Annotated in this window: 14 protein-coding genes; 2 read left to right on the top strand and 12 right to left on the bottom strand. The window is 39.9% G+C overall.

Translation table 11 applies throughout. The features are described from left to right. Position 1 precedes the first annotated feature (1 nt). A complete protein-coding gene (trmA, locus tag ACTG7Q_RS01880; RefSeq protein ID WP_439240250.1) occupies positions 2-1,093 on the bottom strand; it encodes a tRNA (uridine(54)-C5)-methyltransferase TrmA in 1,092 nt (363 codons plus the stop codon). A 220-nt stretch (positions 1,094-1,313) separates the two neighbouring features. Between trmA and ACTG7Q_RS01875 the strand changes: the two genes are divergently transcribed. Next, a complete protein-coding gene (locus tag ACTG7Q_RS01875) occupies positions 1,314-2,132 on the top strand; it encodes a BRO family protein (protein ID WP_439240248.1) in 819 nt (272 codons plus the stop codon). Between the two features lie 268 nt (positions 2,133-2,400). Here ACTG7Q_RS01875 and ACTG7Q_RS01870 read toward each other — a convergent pair whose 3' ends face one another. The 10 genes from ACTG7Q_RS01870 to ltnD form a co-directional block, all read right to left on the bottom strand. Next, the gene (locus ACTG7Q_RS01870) at positions 2,401-4,203 is read right to left on the bottom strand and encodes an alpha/beta hydrolase (RefSeq protein ID WP_439240246.1); all 1,803 of its coding nucleotides are present in this window, start codon (positions 4,201-4,203) and stop codon (positions 2,401-2,403) included. A 58-nt stretch (positions 4,204-4,261) separates the two neighbouring features. Next, positions 4,262-4,948 (bottom strand): cyclase family protein, encoded by a 687-nt coding sequence (locus tag ACTG7Q_RS01865; RefSeq protein WP_439240642.1) that lies wholly within the window; start codon positions 4,946-4,948, stop codon positions 4,262-4,264. Between the two features lie 17 nt (positions 4,949-4,965). Continuing rightward, complete coding sequence (locus ACTG7Q_RS01860; protein WP_386691736.1) at positions 4,966-6,432, bottom strand: GntT/GntP/DsdX family permease; 1,467 nt, start codon at positions 6,430-6,432, stop codon at positions 4,966-4,968. A 9-nt stretch (positions 6,433-6,441) separates the two neighbouring features. Next, the gene (denD, locus tag ACTG7Q_RS01855; protein ID WP_439240244.1) at positions 6,442-7,389 is read right to left on the bottom strand and encodes a D-erythronate dehydrogenase; all 948 of its coding nucleotides are present in this window, start codon (positions 7,387-7,389) and stop codon (positions 6,442-6,444) included. A 14-nt stretch (positions 7,390-7,403) separates the two neighbouring features. Further along, the gene (locus ACTG7Q_RS01850; RefSeq protein WP_439240242.1) at positions 7,404-8,756 is read right to left on the bottom strand and encodes an alpha/beta hydrolase-fold protein; all 1,353 of its coding nucleotides are present in this window, start codon (positions 8,754-8,756) and stop codon (positions 7,404-7,406) included. A 67-nt stretch (positions 8,757-8,823) separates the two neighbouring features. Next, complete coding sequence (locus tag ACTG7Q_RS01845; RefSeq protein ID WP_439240240.1) at positions 8,824-10,176, bottom strand: GntT/GntP/DsdX family permease; 1,353 nt, start codon at positions 10,174-10,176, stop codon at positions 8,824-8,826. A 116-nt stretch (positions 10,177-10,292) separates the two neighbouring features. Then, positions 10,293-11,072, bottom strand: coding sequence for a 2-oxo-tetronate isomerase (gene otnI, locus ACTG7Q_RS01840; RefSeq protein ID WP_439240238.1), 780 nt, complete (start codon positions 11,070-11,072; stop codon positions 10,293-10,295). A gap of 2 nt (positions 11,073-11,074) precedes the next feature. Further along, positions 11,075-11,707: a 3-oxo-tetronate 4-phosphate decarboxylase gene (otnC, locus tag ACTG7Q_RS01835; protein ID WP_439240236.1), complete on the bottom strand. Its 633-nt coding sequence runs from the start codon at positions 11,705-11,707 to the stop codon at positions 11,075-11,077. Next, the gene (otnK, locus tag ACTG7Q_RS01830; RefSeq protein WP_439240640.1) at positions 11,704-12,945 is read right to left on the bottom strand and encodes a 3-oxo-tetronate kinase; all 1,242 of its coding nucleotides are present in this window, start codon (positions 12,943-12,945) and stop codon (positions 11,704-11,706) included. The genes otnC and otnK overlap by 4 nt, the downstream gene beginning before the upstream one ends. A 2-nt stretch (positions 12,946-12,947) precedes the next feature. After that, complete coding sequence (gene ltnD / locus ACTG7Q_RS01825) at positions 12,948-13,853, bottom strand: L-threonate dehydrogenase (RefSeq protein ID WP_439240234.1); 906 nt, start codon at positions 13,851-13,853, stop codon at positions 12,948-12,950. A gap of 206 nt (positions 13,854-14,059) precedes the next feature. Here ltnD and ACTG7Q_RS01820 point away from each other — a divergent pair, with 206 nt between their 5' ends. After that, positions 14,060-14,818, top strand: a complete 759-nt coding sequence (locus ACTG7Q_RS01820) for a DeoR family transcriptional regulator (RefSeq protein WP_439240232.1) — start codon at positions 14,060-14,062, stop codon at positions 14,816-14,818. On the opposite strand, the gene ACTG7Q_RS01815 is transcribed toward ACTG7Q_RS01820, so the two are convergent. Beyond that, positions 14,804-15,331 (bottom strand): GNAT family N-acetyltransferase, encoded by a 528-nt coding sequence (locus ACTG7Q_RS01815; RefSeq protein ID WP_439240230.1) that lies wholly within the window; start codon positions 15,329-15,331, stop codon positions 14,804-14,806. The genes ACTG7Q_RS01820 and ACTG7Q_RS01815 overlap by 15 nt on opposite strands.

Raw genomic sequence — 15,331 nt, 5'->3', positions numbered from 1 at the left:
GTTATTTTCTCACTAACCACACGCCCGATTCCATATGCTCGGTGTAAGGGAATTGATCGAACAAGGCGGCTCGCTCAATACAATGGGTTTGGCTTAAGGTTTGCAAATTATCGCATAAGGTGTGCGGATTGCATGAAATATATAAAATCCGATCATAATGTTGGACTAATTTTAAGGTATCTGCATCAAGCCCCGCACGTGGTGGATCCACAAAAATTGTATTACATTGGTAGGCATTCAAATCAATACCTTTCAAGCGGTTAAATTCACGTACACCATTCATAGCTTGGGTAAATTCTTCCGCAGACATACGAATAATCTGCAAATTATCAATGTGATTGGCAGCAATATTAAACTGTGCCGCACTCACTGACGGCTTAGCAATTTCTGTGGCTAATACTTTACGAAAATTTTGAGCTAATGCCACGGAAAAATTACCGTTGCCACAATAGAGTTCAAGCAAATCCCCTTGGCTGTTTTGTGTACAGTCCACCGCCCATTCCAACATCTTGCAATTCACTTTCGCATTCGGTTGCGTAAAGCTGTTTTCCACTTGACGATAGACGTAATTTTTACCGTTAATCGGTAAAATTTCATCCACATAATCTTGGTCTAAACAAATTTTTTGTTTGGACGCTCGCCCGATAATTTGTACCAAAAAACCTTGATTTTCTAGCCGCAGTTTGAGCTGTTTTGCTTGTTCAACCCAGTATTCATCAAGATTTTTGTGATACAACAGGCTCACGATAATCTGTCCACTTAAAGTGCTTAAATAATCAATTTGAAACAACCTATTTCGCAACACATCTTGCTGTTTTAATAACGGCAACAGGCTTTGCATCATCTGATTAATCAGCTCACTAGCAATGGGAAAACTGTCCACCCGATAACGCTTTTTGCTTTCTTGATCGAACATAATATGATAAAGATCATCCCCATCATGCCACACCCGAAATTCTGCTCGCATACGAAAATGTTGCGTAGGAGAAGCAAATACCGCTAATTTGGGTGCATTAAAAGGAGCAAAAAGTGCGGTGAGTTTTTCGCACTTTTCAGTGAGTAAATTATCGTATTGTTCAGTGGGTAAGTTCATTTATCGGTTAATTAAATAGTGTAAAAATATTGGGAAGATTCTAGCATAAAATAACTTTTAAATATATTTTATCGGCAGGTTCACCAGATTTTCTGTTTATCCCAAACCTATTTATCAAAGGGAAAAATTGATTAATAAAAACAAATCATACAGTATTGACTGATTAAAAATTTAGTGTTAATTTAATCAGTATATTAATTGAGATAGAATGAGAAAAACAATGAGCCTACAAGTTTTTGAACAACAAGAAATCCGCTCCCACTGGGACGAAAATCAAGAAAAATGGTACTTTTCCGTGATTGATGTGGTGGCAGTTTTGACTGAAAGCCAAAATCCAAGACGTTATTGGAGCGACTTGAAAATCAAGCTACAAAAGGAAGGGAGCGAACTGTACGAAAAAATCGTACAGTTGAAAATGCAAGCCCCAGACGGCAAAATGCGTTTAACCGATGTCGCCGATACGGAGCAAGTATTCCGCTTGATTCAATCCATTCCATCCCCTAAAGCCGAGCCATTTAAGTTGTGGTTAGCCCAAGTGGGACGTGAACGATTAGATGAACTGCAAGATCCTGAACTCACTATTGAACGAGCTTTGCGAGATTACCAACGACTAGGCTATTCAGACGATTGGATTAATCAACGCCTAAAAAGCATTGAAATCCGAAAAGAACTTACGGATGAATGGAAACGCACTGGCGTGCAAGAAGGGCAACAGTTCGCCGTTCTCACCAATATTTTAACCAAGGCATGGAGCGGTAAAACAGTGAAAGAATACAAACAGCACAAGGGGCTAAAAAAGGAAAATCTGCGAGATAATATGACCAATACCGAACTGATTTTAAATATGCTTGCCGAAGCGTCCGCCAAGGACATTTCATATGCCGTTAACCCTGAAAATTTTGAGCAAAATAAACAAGTGGCTCAACAAGGTGGCGAAGTGGCACACACCGCTAGAGTGGCATTGGAACAACGTACAGGACAAAAAGTGGTGAGTGAGCTATCAGCGAAACAGTTGAGAATTGGTAAGAAAAAATCGTAAAAAAGTACCGCATATTTTGCTTTTATTACACCGTCAGGAATTGTTATAACAGACATCAAGCTAGAGTAAATATGATGTGATTAGTGCTTCGTAGCAAAAAATTCAGTTTAATTTAAGATTCAATCTTAGATTAAACTGAATTGCTGTAGACGGAAGTTTTGAATAAGGATAAAAAAGTAATAACCCATTTTAGATCTTATTGTATGGGGTGATCATCTTCTCCCCACTAAGTTAATAATGTGTTTTCTTTAACACATGAATGGTCAAACTAAACCAAAAATCGCCCAATGACCTGTCCTCCAACCAAAATCCACGTCATTAAAATAGATGTAAAGAAAACGCCTAAATAAATATAGCCAGTTTTCAAATAACACCAATGATTAATCAAGCTGAATATAATAAATTGGGGAATAATGACGGCTAACATCATCATCCAACGTCCGCCAAATTGTGGTAAACCAATCACATCAAAACCGGGACCGATTTGCATAAAATTCGGGATAAAATGAAATAGCCATAAAATTACTAAACCACCTGCGGCAAAAATGCTGGTTTTAATTGTCCAAGTGAGAAGTGTGGATGTAAAGGATTTCCCGTTTTTTTGTTTCATTTGTACACTAATAATTAATCCATTGAAAACAAAGAAGAAAAATAATATTGGTAACCAATAAACTAAAAATAAATCCATGCGTTCAGCGGTGAGTGGTTTGAGTAACGGCCAAAGGAAACGTAATTCTACACCCCAGTAAGTATGGACAAAACTCGCTATGGCGTATAACCAAGCCGTAAGTAATATGGCTAATAACAATGAACGAGAAATCAGATTAAATGTGGTTAAAGATGAATTGTTGGTGAATACACCAAATTCACGCAGTGAAATCGTAGAACCTTTTTTCCATAACACAAAAAAGAGCAAATTAATCACCGCACTTACCACTAACCAAAGTACAATGCCATTACCCATTTCCAATGGCATAAAAGGCAATACAGAGGCAATAGGTTCATTCGCCCCACCCCATTGAGTGAATATTGGGTAAAGAATAATGGTGGCAACAATATTCACTAAGGCAAATAATTTCCATGTAGTTTTAGAAATCGCCATTTTATGAGTAACTGTTTGTGTAATTGCGGAAAAGTAGGCATTTTTCAATAAAGCATTGGCTAAACACAAAGCAGAAACCAAGGCCGCAAACAAAGCAAATAATCCCGCAAATTCTTTATACCAATAGGTTTGCTCATCTGGATTAATCCAATCCTGATCTTGCAGACCATTTTGCAAAGTTTGGTTGAACCACAAAATCGCTTCTTTATTACTTTGTTTAGCGATCATCACCCCCAAATGCGAGCCATCAACTAACGCCACTCGGCGAGCAGAACCGTCTTCTCTATTGCCGTAGGTATGATCCCATTGTAATGTGTCGTTAGTAGATAATCCAACAGCCGTTAATCTGCTTTCATGATGAATTAATGCTTTGACAGGAAAGGATTTTTCTCGGTAGCCCCCAATTTCTTCATAAAGCCCTTGAGTGAGAAGATAATTGTGTAATTCGTTATCACCTGCGCTGCTACTCAAGCCGTTTACGGCTTTATGATCGGGATTTAATTTCGCCACACGAATGGCATTTAGCCCACCTGTGGAATGCCCGAAAATACCCAGTTTATCCTTATCCACAAAAGGTAAGGTTTTCAGATATTGATAGCCATTATTTGCGCCACTCATATTTTTATTGGCAGCGGGTAATTGGGTTGAATAACCATGACCAAAATGATCAATGGCTAATACCACAAAACCTCGTTTTGCCAGCTCTAATGCTCCAAAAGTGCTAGTGGCTTCCTTATCACTTTGATAACCATGCAACGCTAATAACGCAGGTTTCGGCGTTTCTGCTGTGGCTGAAATTGGGCGATATAATTTGGCGACCATGGGTTTATTTTCTACTGTCATAAAACTCACGGTGGTGACATCAATCCGCCCAAAATCACGCTCAATTAATGATGCTAAAAATGCACCAGTAAGGCTTAGTGCTAGAAAGAAAAGCGCAAAGATATAACTTAATTTGGTATTTTTCATAAAGTATCCTTAAATTTAGTGAGGAAAAATTACGCTATTTCCCCCACTAAAATACAGACTATTCAAGTTCCACAATACAAGTCACTTGACTTGAATCTAACCCTGCAATTCGCCAAGGAGCATTGAAAAATTGCTTGATGTTGGCATTTTTAGGCAGTTCAGCCAAGTGCATATCTTCGATGACTGTGGTGAAACGCCCAGTGTAATAGCCTAAAATCGCACGATGGCAATTTTTCGGATTTTCCGCATCAGGTACACGTTTTGACGGCGACCCTAAGGCAAGAAAATCAATGCCTACCCCTTTTAAATTGCTAAAATTATCAGACAGATATTGCCCCGCACCTGTTGAAATATACGGACATTCATGTTGATAAATGAGCGGATTACTTTCCCGATATTGTTCAAACCCTGTGCGGAGAAAGGCAAAGGACACTTGAGAGAGAATCTCTGCATAGGGTTCAAGATCTTCTTTGGTAATGCCTTCTGCTTCACCTTTGGGAATTTCCAGTAATGCCACGTTTTTGTGGCAGAAATACTCCAATGGCAATTCATTGATACTCAACCCATTTTTAACAAAATGACGGGGTGCATCCATGTGTGTACCACAATGGTTGGGTAACTTGGTAAGAAAACTACTAAACGGGCAATCTTCGCTTACATCAGTACAACGATTCACTTCTACAGTAGGTTCACCAGGCCAAGCTAAATCTTTGGGATCTAAGGGGTGAGAGAGATACATAAACATCATTTTTCTCCTATCAATTAAAGGGTTTTATTTTGTCGATTGACATAAAACAAGATAGCGAGCAACACCGCAATCGGGAAAATCAGATCAAAGACCGATCCGTCATTACCCCAAATCAGATTGGCAATAATCACTAAACTGCCACCAATTGCCCAAGCTATCGTGGTAGGAATAGACCAAACGATCATTTGTTTTTTCACATCGCTAATCCCCATCATGCGATTCACCACCCAGAATAAACTGTCGTTAAAATAACCGAAGAACAGTGAACCCATAGTGGCAGCTTGAGCCGCAAGCAACATATTCACCCCTGGGATTTGTGCCAAAATGGGGGCAGAAATGGAGGCGGCGGTAATCATCGCCACCGTGCCTGAGCCTTGAATAAAGCGAACTAAGGTTGACACAATAAAAGGAATTAAAATTGGTGAAATTGGCAAGGTGGCAATTTGTTCTGCTAATTGTTTGCCAGCACCACTGTCACGCAATACTGCCCCTAATGCACCGCCTGCTCCCGTCACAAGCAAGATAATCCCTGCGGTTTTTACCCCTTCTTCAAGGTAAACTGCGGTGGTTTCTTTGTCTGTTTTTGGTAACAACGTATAAACTGAAACTAACACACTAATCGCCAAGGCAATCATTGGGTGTCCAATAAAAGCAATACATTGATAAATCGCCGTTTCACCAAGCTCTGCGTTGCTTTTCACCACCAAATCAAACATGGCTTTAATGAAAATTAATCCAATGGGTAGCACAATCGGCATTAAAGATAACGTTAAACTTGGTAGCTGTTTTTGCTCACGGCTGGCAATGTAATCATCGTATTTTTGTTTAAGCTCTTCTTGGGTGAAGACTTCTTGGTTAAAGGTGGGGTATTTTTTATCTAACCATTTGGCATAAAATACAATCCCCACTACAGGTAAAATGGCTAACACCACACCCGCTAATAACATGGTGCCAATATCTACGCCAAAAATCCCTGCTACACCTAACGGGCCAGGTGTGGGTGGCACGGTATGATGTGTCACGACCAAGCCACCTGCTAATGCTACGCCTAAGGTTAATAGGGAACGTTTGCCGTTTTTCGCCAAGGCTTTAGCCACGGGGTAAAGAATCACAAAGGCACTATCCACGAAAATCGGAATACTGACAATGTAACCCGTAATGGCTAACGCCCATTCTTCTTTTTTCTTGCCTAAAAATTTAATAAAGCTATATGCCATTTTCTCGGCAGCACCTGACACTTCCAAAATGCTCCCCATCATGACACCCAGACCAATCACAATCCCGATACCACCTAATGTGCCACCAAAGCCTGTGGAAATTGCCCCAAGGGTTTGGTTGACGGACATGCCACCGACTAAACCAGCAATGGCGGAGGCAATCAACATGGCAATAAAGGCATGCACTCGGGTTCTTAACACCAAAATAACTAATACAAAAACCGCAATAATTAATCCAATAATGGGAATAGGTAATCCAAACATAGCTAACTCCTACATGTCGTCACGAATAAATTGTTGAATAACATTTTTAAAATCAGTATCCACTTTAAAACCCAGTTTTAATGCAGTGGTATTGTTGATTTCCGCAGGCCAACTTGCCACAATATTGTTGATATTTTCATCAAATGCAAACTGGATATGTTGCAAGATTTGACGTCCTTTCACTTCCGCTAAATCTGCCAACATTTGTTTTACGCAGACACTAAAACCAGGTAAATTAATCACATGCCAATCTCGAGGCGGTAATGGCGGAAGTTGGAGAGCGTGAATAAAATTGTTAATCACGGTATTTGGGCTGGAAAGCCATAAACGCAGATCTTCGGATACTGGGCAAATGGCATTTTCGCCGTGCAAAGGTTCACGCATAATGCTGCTCACAAAAGACGATGCCGCTTTATTTGGTTTCCCTGGGCGAATACAAATAGTGGGTAAACGTACCACAATACCATCCACAAAACCTTTTCGACTGTAATCATTAATCAGCAACTCGCACATGGCTTTTTGTGTGCCATAGGTAGATTGTGGTGTAACTGCCGTACCATCGGAAATAATTTCGGGTAACGTTCCACCAAACACCGCCAAAGAACTGGAGAAAATAAACCGCACTTTCGGATTATTTTGCCGACAGACTTCAAGCAGGTTTCTTGTGGCTAAGAAATTGATTTCATAACCTAAGTCAGGATCTTGTTCCGCATGGCTACTCACAATGGCGGCTAAATGAAAAATAGCCGTGGTTTGTGGTGTGATGATTTTTTCCAGCCCAATAGGATGGCGTAAATCCATTTCTAAACAACGCACCCTTGAATCATTGTTGGGTGCAGTGGGTTGAATCACATCAATTAACACTAATTCTGAGATATTCAGTTGGGACTGATTTAAAAGGGTTTTGGCAAGCCGTTGCCCTAAAAAACCTTGTCCACCCGTAATAATAATTTGCATAACAAACTCCTGTATTAAGGTGTTTTATATTGACTTAACAACCAACGAATCACTTCAGGGCTGCTAAATACCGCATCCCAAGTATTGTGTGGATTGTTGTTTAAAATACCGTTATCGCCCACTTGTTCGGTGGTAAATTCGGTATAGTTGGTGTGTTTCGCACCAAGTTCGGTTAACAATTGATAGTTAACTCGAGATCCTTGCACGGGGGAAATTTTGTCTTCTTTACTATGGAAAAACCACATTGGCACATCCTTAATGGCTGCCAAATTTTCTTTGCTGGCATTGCCGTCCATCCATTCAATTGTGTAGGCTTCACGACCGCTGGCTAACAACGCTCCTGCAAAAAAATGCGGTCTTTTTAACAACAGATTTAAACAACCTTCCGCACCACGAGAAAGCCCCGTGCAGTAAATGCGATTTGGATCAATGGTGGGGTTATTTTTCACGGTGTCATCAATCATGTTTAATAACAAATTGATGCGGTTGTCCGTTTGCCAGTGAATACCGCCTTTTTGCCCTTTGTTGACATCATCAAAGGGATCAAACACCGTGCTATATTGGGGAGCGAGAACAAAACCTTGTTCGTAAGGTAGGGTGGCAATTGCCCCACGGCTGGAAAGTAAATGAGCGAGATTATCCGTTCCCACTTGCCCTGAACCATGTAAGAAAATCGTCAACGGATATTTTTTATTGGCTTCCATTTCAGGTACATACAATTGATAAGCCAATTGATTATCAGGATTTTCCTCCGTCACCTGTTTTGCCACAAACTGATCAAGGAACGGCGTTTTAACCCGACTTTTCACCGCAGTTTGTTGGATTTGAGTATGCTCAAGGGTCTTGCCATTGGTTAATTTTAGGAAACCCGTTTGCTCAATATAATAGGTCAGGCGGTCGCCATAATATTCAGGCACTTTGGTCGCTTGTTTTTTCTCAACCAGTACAATCTTGCCACTGTCATCTTTCGCCCGAAACGACATCGGCTTATCATTTTCTGTTTTGAGCGTATAAAGATCCGCATTGCGGTCTTGCTCATCTAGCTCAATGACTACAAACTTCCCTGCTTGGGGGTGAGCAGTGAGTTCAGGACGATCATTCACATAAGCCCGTAAAATGGTGCGAGCTTGTTTTTCTTGGCTATCAACTGCGGTGTAAATTTGATAGGTTTTGCGTAAGTCATTGCCCGATAAAATATTATCTTCATATTCTAACGCTACCCCATTTACTTTCTGCCCTTGAGCGGTGATCTCAGCAAGTAGTAAAGTCTGTATTGATTTACTAGGTGGTTGTGGTTGATCGGGGGAGGCGTAAATGCTTGTGGATAAAAGTAATAAAGGAAAAAGAAATTTGCTATTTTTTAACATAAATTACTCCTAATATAGAAAAGAAAAAGGTGAGCTACTCTAATCAGATAGCTCACTTAACATATTATTAAATAACCACCCAAATCAAACTTACTAGCCCAAAAGCAATACAGCCATAAATAGTGGTGAGTATGCTCCATGTTTTTAAGCCTTGGGAAACTGAAATACCAAAGAATTTTGTCCATACCCAGAATAGGCTGTCATTGACGTGAGATAAGGTCATTGAGCCTGCACCAACGGCGGAAGTAATTAAGGCAATATGAATACCGTCATAACCTGCGGATGTAATCATTGGAGCAAGGATCGTCGTGGTCGTAATTGTTGCAACCGTGGCAGAGCCTTGAGCTGCACGTAATAGAGCAGATAAAATAAAACCAAGAGCGAGAACATGTAACCCAGTGCTAGATAATACATCGGAAAGTGCTTTACCTACGCCACTTGCATCTAATACTTTACCAAACATACCGCCAGCCCCTGTAATTAGAATAATGCCTGCGATTGGTGCGAGAGCAGAATTTAAAATTTCTTCTACTTTTTCTTTATTCCAACCACGGCGTAAACCTAATACATAGGAAGAAAGGCATACTGCTAACAATAATGCGAAAGGTGAACTCCCGATCATACTGAAAATTTGGCGAATCATATTTTCTTTTGGTAAGGTTGTCGCCGTGATTGTTCCTAGCATAATTAATACTAAAGGAAAGGCAATCATAGATAAAACTGTTGAAAATTTTGGTAAGCCACTTTCATTTTGAGATAATTGTTTTTGGTATTGCACCAAATCAGTAGATGTTGGAATTTCAACAAAATGACGTTTGGTGAAAAATGGAATAAACACTTGACCGACTAAAAATGTAGGTAAAGCAACGGCTAAACCGACACCTAATACTAAGCCAATATCTGCATTTAATAATTGAGAACCTGCCACAATCCCTGGATGTGGGGGTAACACAACATGCACCATTAACATGGAGAGTCCAATCGGCAAAGCATAGGTCAACATATTGCCACCGATTCGGCGTGCAACACTAAAAATTATCGGTAATAAAACAAGGAAACCTACATCCACAAACACAGGGATACCAAAAATAAAACCTGTGGCACCTAAAGCAAAGGGGGCATTTTTTTCACCAAATTTAGCTAATAGCCAACCAGCTAAGACATCAGCTCCGTTGGATTTTTCGATAATTTTGCCTAGCATTGCTCCTAGACCAACAATCAATGCTACACTACCTAGTGTGCCGCCCATTCCTTTTACTAAGGTAGGGATCACATCAGCCATCGGGATGCCTGTGCTTAACGCCACCGCAATACTCACGATACCTAATGCCAGAAAGGGATGAACCTTGCCTTTAATCATAATAAATAACAACGCAAGTACACTAGCAATACCAATTAAAATAAGCATTTCATTAGACATAAACTATTCCTTAATAAAAGATATATTATATTTTTAAACCCCTTACTTTTATTTCAACCTAATCATTCTATTGTTTCAAATGATTAGGTTTTCATAAAAGTGCGGTGTAATTTTGATTAGTTTTTATATTTCTCAAACCAACCCAATCCAGCCACAGTTTCACCTCGTGGTTTATATTCACAGCCCACATAGCTGTCATAGCCAATTTCATCGAGTTTGTCGAAAATATATTGATAATTGATTTCTCCTTCATCAGGTTCATGACGATCTGGTACAGATGCAATTTGCACATGTGAGAATTTACCGTTAAGTTTATCTGTTAGGCGAGCTAAATTACCATCCACATTTTGAGCGTGGAAATAATCTAGTTGTACAAACACATTTTCTCTGTTTACTTTTTCCACTATGGCTAAAGTGTCAAACTGGCTTTTGAGTAAATAGTTCGGTTTAACTTCTGGACTTAAGGCCTCAAGACAGATATTAATGCCATGCGGTTTAAATTTTTCAGAAGCGTAACGGATATTTTCTACAAAGGTAGCTTGGTAGGCACTTCGATCTACCCCTTCAGGAACTACCGCCGCCATGACATGCACGGTTGGACACTCTAACGCTAACGCATATTCCAAAGCTTGATCAATATCACGTCGAGCATCTACTTCACGCCCTGGAATAGCAGCTAGTCCCCATTCTCCTTTAGATACATCACCAGCACTGGTATTAAACAACACTTGTTTTAATCCGTATTGATCTAATTTGGCTTTGAGCTCTTGGGCAGGATAATCATAAGGCCAAAGATATTCTACAAATTTAAAACCAGCTTTAGCGGCCGCTTCAAAGCGATCTAAAAATGGTACTTCATTAAACATCATGGTTAAGTTGGCTGCAAATTTAGGCATAATTATTTCCCTCTATTTTCTAAATCTTTTACTTCGTCATCGGTGAGATAACGGATTTTTTGTCCTTGCAAAATAAAATGTAATTTTGCTGTTTCTTCTAATTCATCTGCATTGTCGGCTGCATCAATTAAATCCGAACCTGTCACGACAATGCCGTGGTTGGCTAATAAAAAGGCTTTCGCCGTTAATGCTCGTTCTCTTAGCTCTCGGGCAATTTCAGGTGAGCCTGGGCGATAATAAGGAATCACCTGTAACTTACCTACTCGCATCACATAGTATGGTGTAAAGGCTTTAATCGCATTGTCTTTATCCAACCCATCAAGGCAAGAAAGAGCGGTTAAATAGGTCGAATGTAAATGTACAATCGCATTACATTTTGGATTTTGTTGATATAACGCTAAATGGAATACATATTCCTTAGACGGTTTATCTCCTGAAATCCAATTGCCTTGCATATCCACCACAGACAAGCGTTCAGCATCTAAACGTCCTAACGATGATCCTGTTGGGGTCACTAAAATGCGATTTTCATCTAACCGTACCGATAGATTCCCTGCACCGCCTACACTATAACCTCGTTGGTAAAACGAGCGAGCTAGCTCAACCATTTGTTTTTTTTGGTCTAATTCCGTCATAGGAACATCCCTTGAGCATATTCAAAGAAGTCTTCTTTACCGAAATTACCTGATTTTAAGGCAAGATAAATGGGTTCTTCTACGGCTTTTAACCACGGCACACCAGGGGCAATTTGTTTGCCAATATGGAATCCAGCAAAACCTAATTGTTGCACCACAATACTTGAGGTTTCACCACCTGCAGTAATGAAATTTGTCACACCATAGGCTTTGAGTTTTTCTGCAAGTTGGGCAAAAACGTTTTCAATCGCATGACTGGCTTTGTCACCTCCAAATTGAGTTTGAATTTGTTTAAGCTGATTTGCTGCAACCGTAGCGTAAACCATCGGTGCTAATTCACCCTCTAGGTTGTTAATTACCCATTGATAAAGTTCATCTACATAGTTCGTATTGTTGATAGCTTTCTCGATATCAAGGTAGTAATGCGGTGCTTTCGTTTTATAAGTATTCACTTGAGTATTTGTCATCATTGAACAAGAACCTGATAACACCACGGTTTTACCTTTGTTTGGTACAAAAGCATCGGTACCTTTTTTACCCCCACTAAGGCGTTCTGCTATATATGCCCCTAAACCTGAACCACCTGTGACTAATTTAAAATCTGCAACCGCCTCAGCAAGTATGGCTAACTGACTATTATCTACAGCATCCACCACAGCATAACGATAACCATCCGCTTTTAATTGAGCAAAGCGTGCTTTCACATTATCTGCTCCTTTAATCACATCTGCATAGGCTACCAAGCCTGTTTTACCTTGTGCTTGAGCATCCATTAATCGCACTAAATTAGCATCGGTCATTGGTGTAATTGGGTGATTTCTCATGCCTGATTCGCTTAATAGTTGCTCACCTACAAATAAATAACCATTAAAAATGGTACGGCCATTTACAGGTAAAGCCGGTGTGATTACTGTGAAATCATCTTTTAATTCTGCCAATAATGCATCTGTTACCGGACCAATATTGCCTTTTGCCGTACTATCAAAGGTAGAGCAATATTTAAAATAAAATTGACTACAACCGTTCTCTTGTAACCAATGGAGGGCTTGTAAAGATTGTTTAATCGCTTGTTCTACGGGATTAGAACGGGATTTTAAACTAATCACTATCGCATCTACTTGACCATTTAAAGGCGATTTGGGTACGCCATTCATTTGTACTGTTTTCAAGCCATTTTCAACAAGGAAACTAGCAATATCACTGGCTCCAGTGAAATCGTCTGCAATAACTCCTAACATCATTACGCTCCTTTTTTCGGAAGATTAATACCACTGAAAATTTTGATTACAGCACTGTCATCTTCTTTGCCAAAGCCTGCATTGCTTGCTTCGGTAAACATAGAATAGGCAGTGCTAGCAAGGTGTAGAGGAAAATGCAAAGATTTTGCAGTATCATTGACTAGACCGAGATCTTTTACAAAAATATCTACCATTGAAAGCGGTGTATAATCGCCATCCACCACATGTTTCATACGGTTCTCAAACATCCAAGAATTACCCGCTGCGTTGGTTACCACGTCATACATCACATCAAGTGGAATCCCTGCTTTAGATGCTAAGGCCATGGCTTCTGCCCCTGCGGCAATATGTACGCCAGCTAATAGTTGATGAACAATCTTCACTGTTGCGCCTAAACCAATTTCCTCCCCAATTTTATATACTTTACCTGCGGTGGCATCCAATACGGGTTGTAATTTGGCAAAGGCTTCTTCAGAACCTGATGCCATAATGGTCATTTCACCTGCTGCCGCTTTAGCTGCACCGCCAGAAACAGGGGCATCTAACATCACTAATCCAAACTCTGTTAATTTTTGTGAAATCGCTTGAGCATCTGCTGCAGCCATCGTGGAAGATATCATAACTGCTGTACCTGCTTTTAATTTTGCAGCTAAGCCATTTTCACCAAATAATACCGCATTGGCTTGAGCTGCATTTACAACTAACACAACAACCGCATTTAAATCTTGTGCGAAATCATTACCATTAGTCGCAACTGCTTTTGCTCCAGCCGCTTTCAATTTTTCTAATGCAGCGGGGTTAAGATCAATACCGTAAGTATTTAATCCAGCATTGATACAAGACAATGCGGCTCCCATCCCCATAGAACCTAAACCAACTACTGCTACTGAATAAGCTTGATTAGCCATAATAAACATCTCCTCGTTAAAAATAATTAATTTGTTTTGACTGATGTGCATTATGCCTTAAAGAAAAAATAAAAACCGTGATCAAGATCACAAATTTTAACTTTTATTGTTAATTTGTGATAAAAAATGTTAATTTAATTTGTTGTCATCTCAAAAATGAAAGGTTTATAATAGACCTAATCGTCATATAGGACATAGGTGTAATCATGATTCCAGCAGAAAGACAACGAAAATTACTTGATCTTATTCATCAACAAGATATTGTGAGTATTAGTTCATTAGTGGGAGCGTTGGGTGTATCTCATATGACGGTACGGCGTGATATTCAAAAACTTGAAGATGAAGGCAAAGTTATTTCCGTATCAGGTGGTGTACAAACTCTCGCACGATTGGCGATTGAACCGACTCATAACGATAAATCACTATTATCAAATAAAGAAAAAAATGCTATTGGTGAAAAAGCTGCCACTTTAATACCAACAGGAGCAACGGTTTATCTTGACGCAGGCACAACCACATTAGAAATTGCAAAAAGACTCGCCGAACGTGAAGATTTATTAATTGTCACCAATGATTTTGTGATTGCAAACTTTCTCATGGAATACGGTAAAGGTGAGATTTTTCATACAGGCGGGAGAGTGAATAAAGCTAACCGTTCATCCGTCGGCGAGTTAGCGGCTCAATTTCTGCAACATATTTCTTTGGATATTGCGTTTATTTCTACTTCTTCTTGGAATATGAATGGGTTAAGTACACCCGATGAAAACAAAATTCCTGTCAAAAAAGCGATTATCAATTCAAGTCAGCAACGTATTTTAGTGTCTGATTCGTCTAAGTGCGGTAAAGTTGCCACGTTTTTCATTTGTCCACTGACGGTATTTGATAGCATCATTTGCGATAACGCTTTGCCAGAAAATTTGCAAAAAAATGTTGCGGAAATGGAGATTACGTTATATTTGGTTTAGCTGCTGAAACCCATACATCAAAAACGTCTGCAAGCTATCGCCCATATTGGCGATATTGGGATAACGTCCCCATTGTGCAAAATGGTTTTTCTCAAATAAACGGCGGCTAACATGGTTTTCTTCAATCACATAAGCCATTAACGTGTTGATACCACAAGCTGCCATTTGGCTTTGCATAAATTGTAGAGCTTGGCTGCCGTAGCCTTTGCCACGAGCGGTTTGATCTAAGTAAAGACTGAGTTCAGCGGTTTGGTCAAAAGCGGCACGGCGGTAAAAAGGGGAAAAACTACACCAGCCCAAAATTGTTTCATTTTGCACCGCACTTTTTGCGTCATTTTCGACCATAACCCATAAAGGGTGCGTGTTGTTGTTCAAATGTTCTTCAAACCACGGACGGCGTTGTTGTTCGGTGACTGGGGTAAGATCTGCGGTAATCCGACGAGTGGGTATCGCTTGGTTATAAATGGCCACAATGGCGGATAAATCTTTCGGTTGAGCTTTTCTAATCTTCAT

The sequence above is a fragment of the Lonepinella sp. BR2474 genome, assembly GCF_051851555.1.
Lineage (GTDB): Bacteria > Pseudomonadota > Gammaproteobacteria > Enterobacterales > Pasteurellaceae > Lonepinella.
This window is presented reverse-complemented; position numbering and strand designations above follow the sequence as displayed.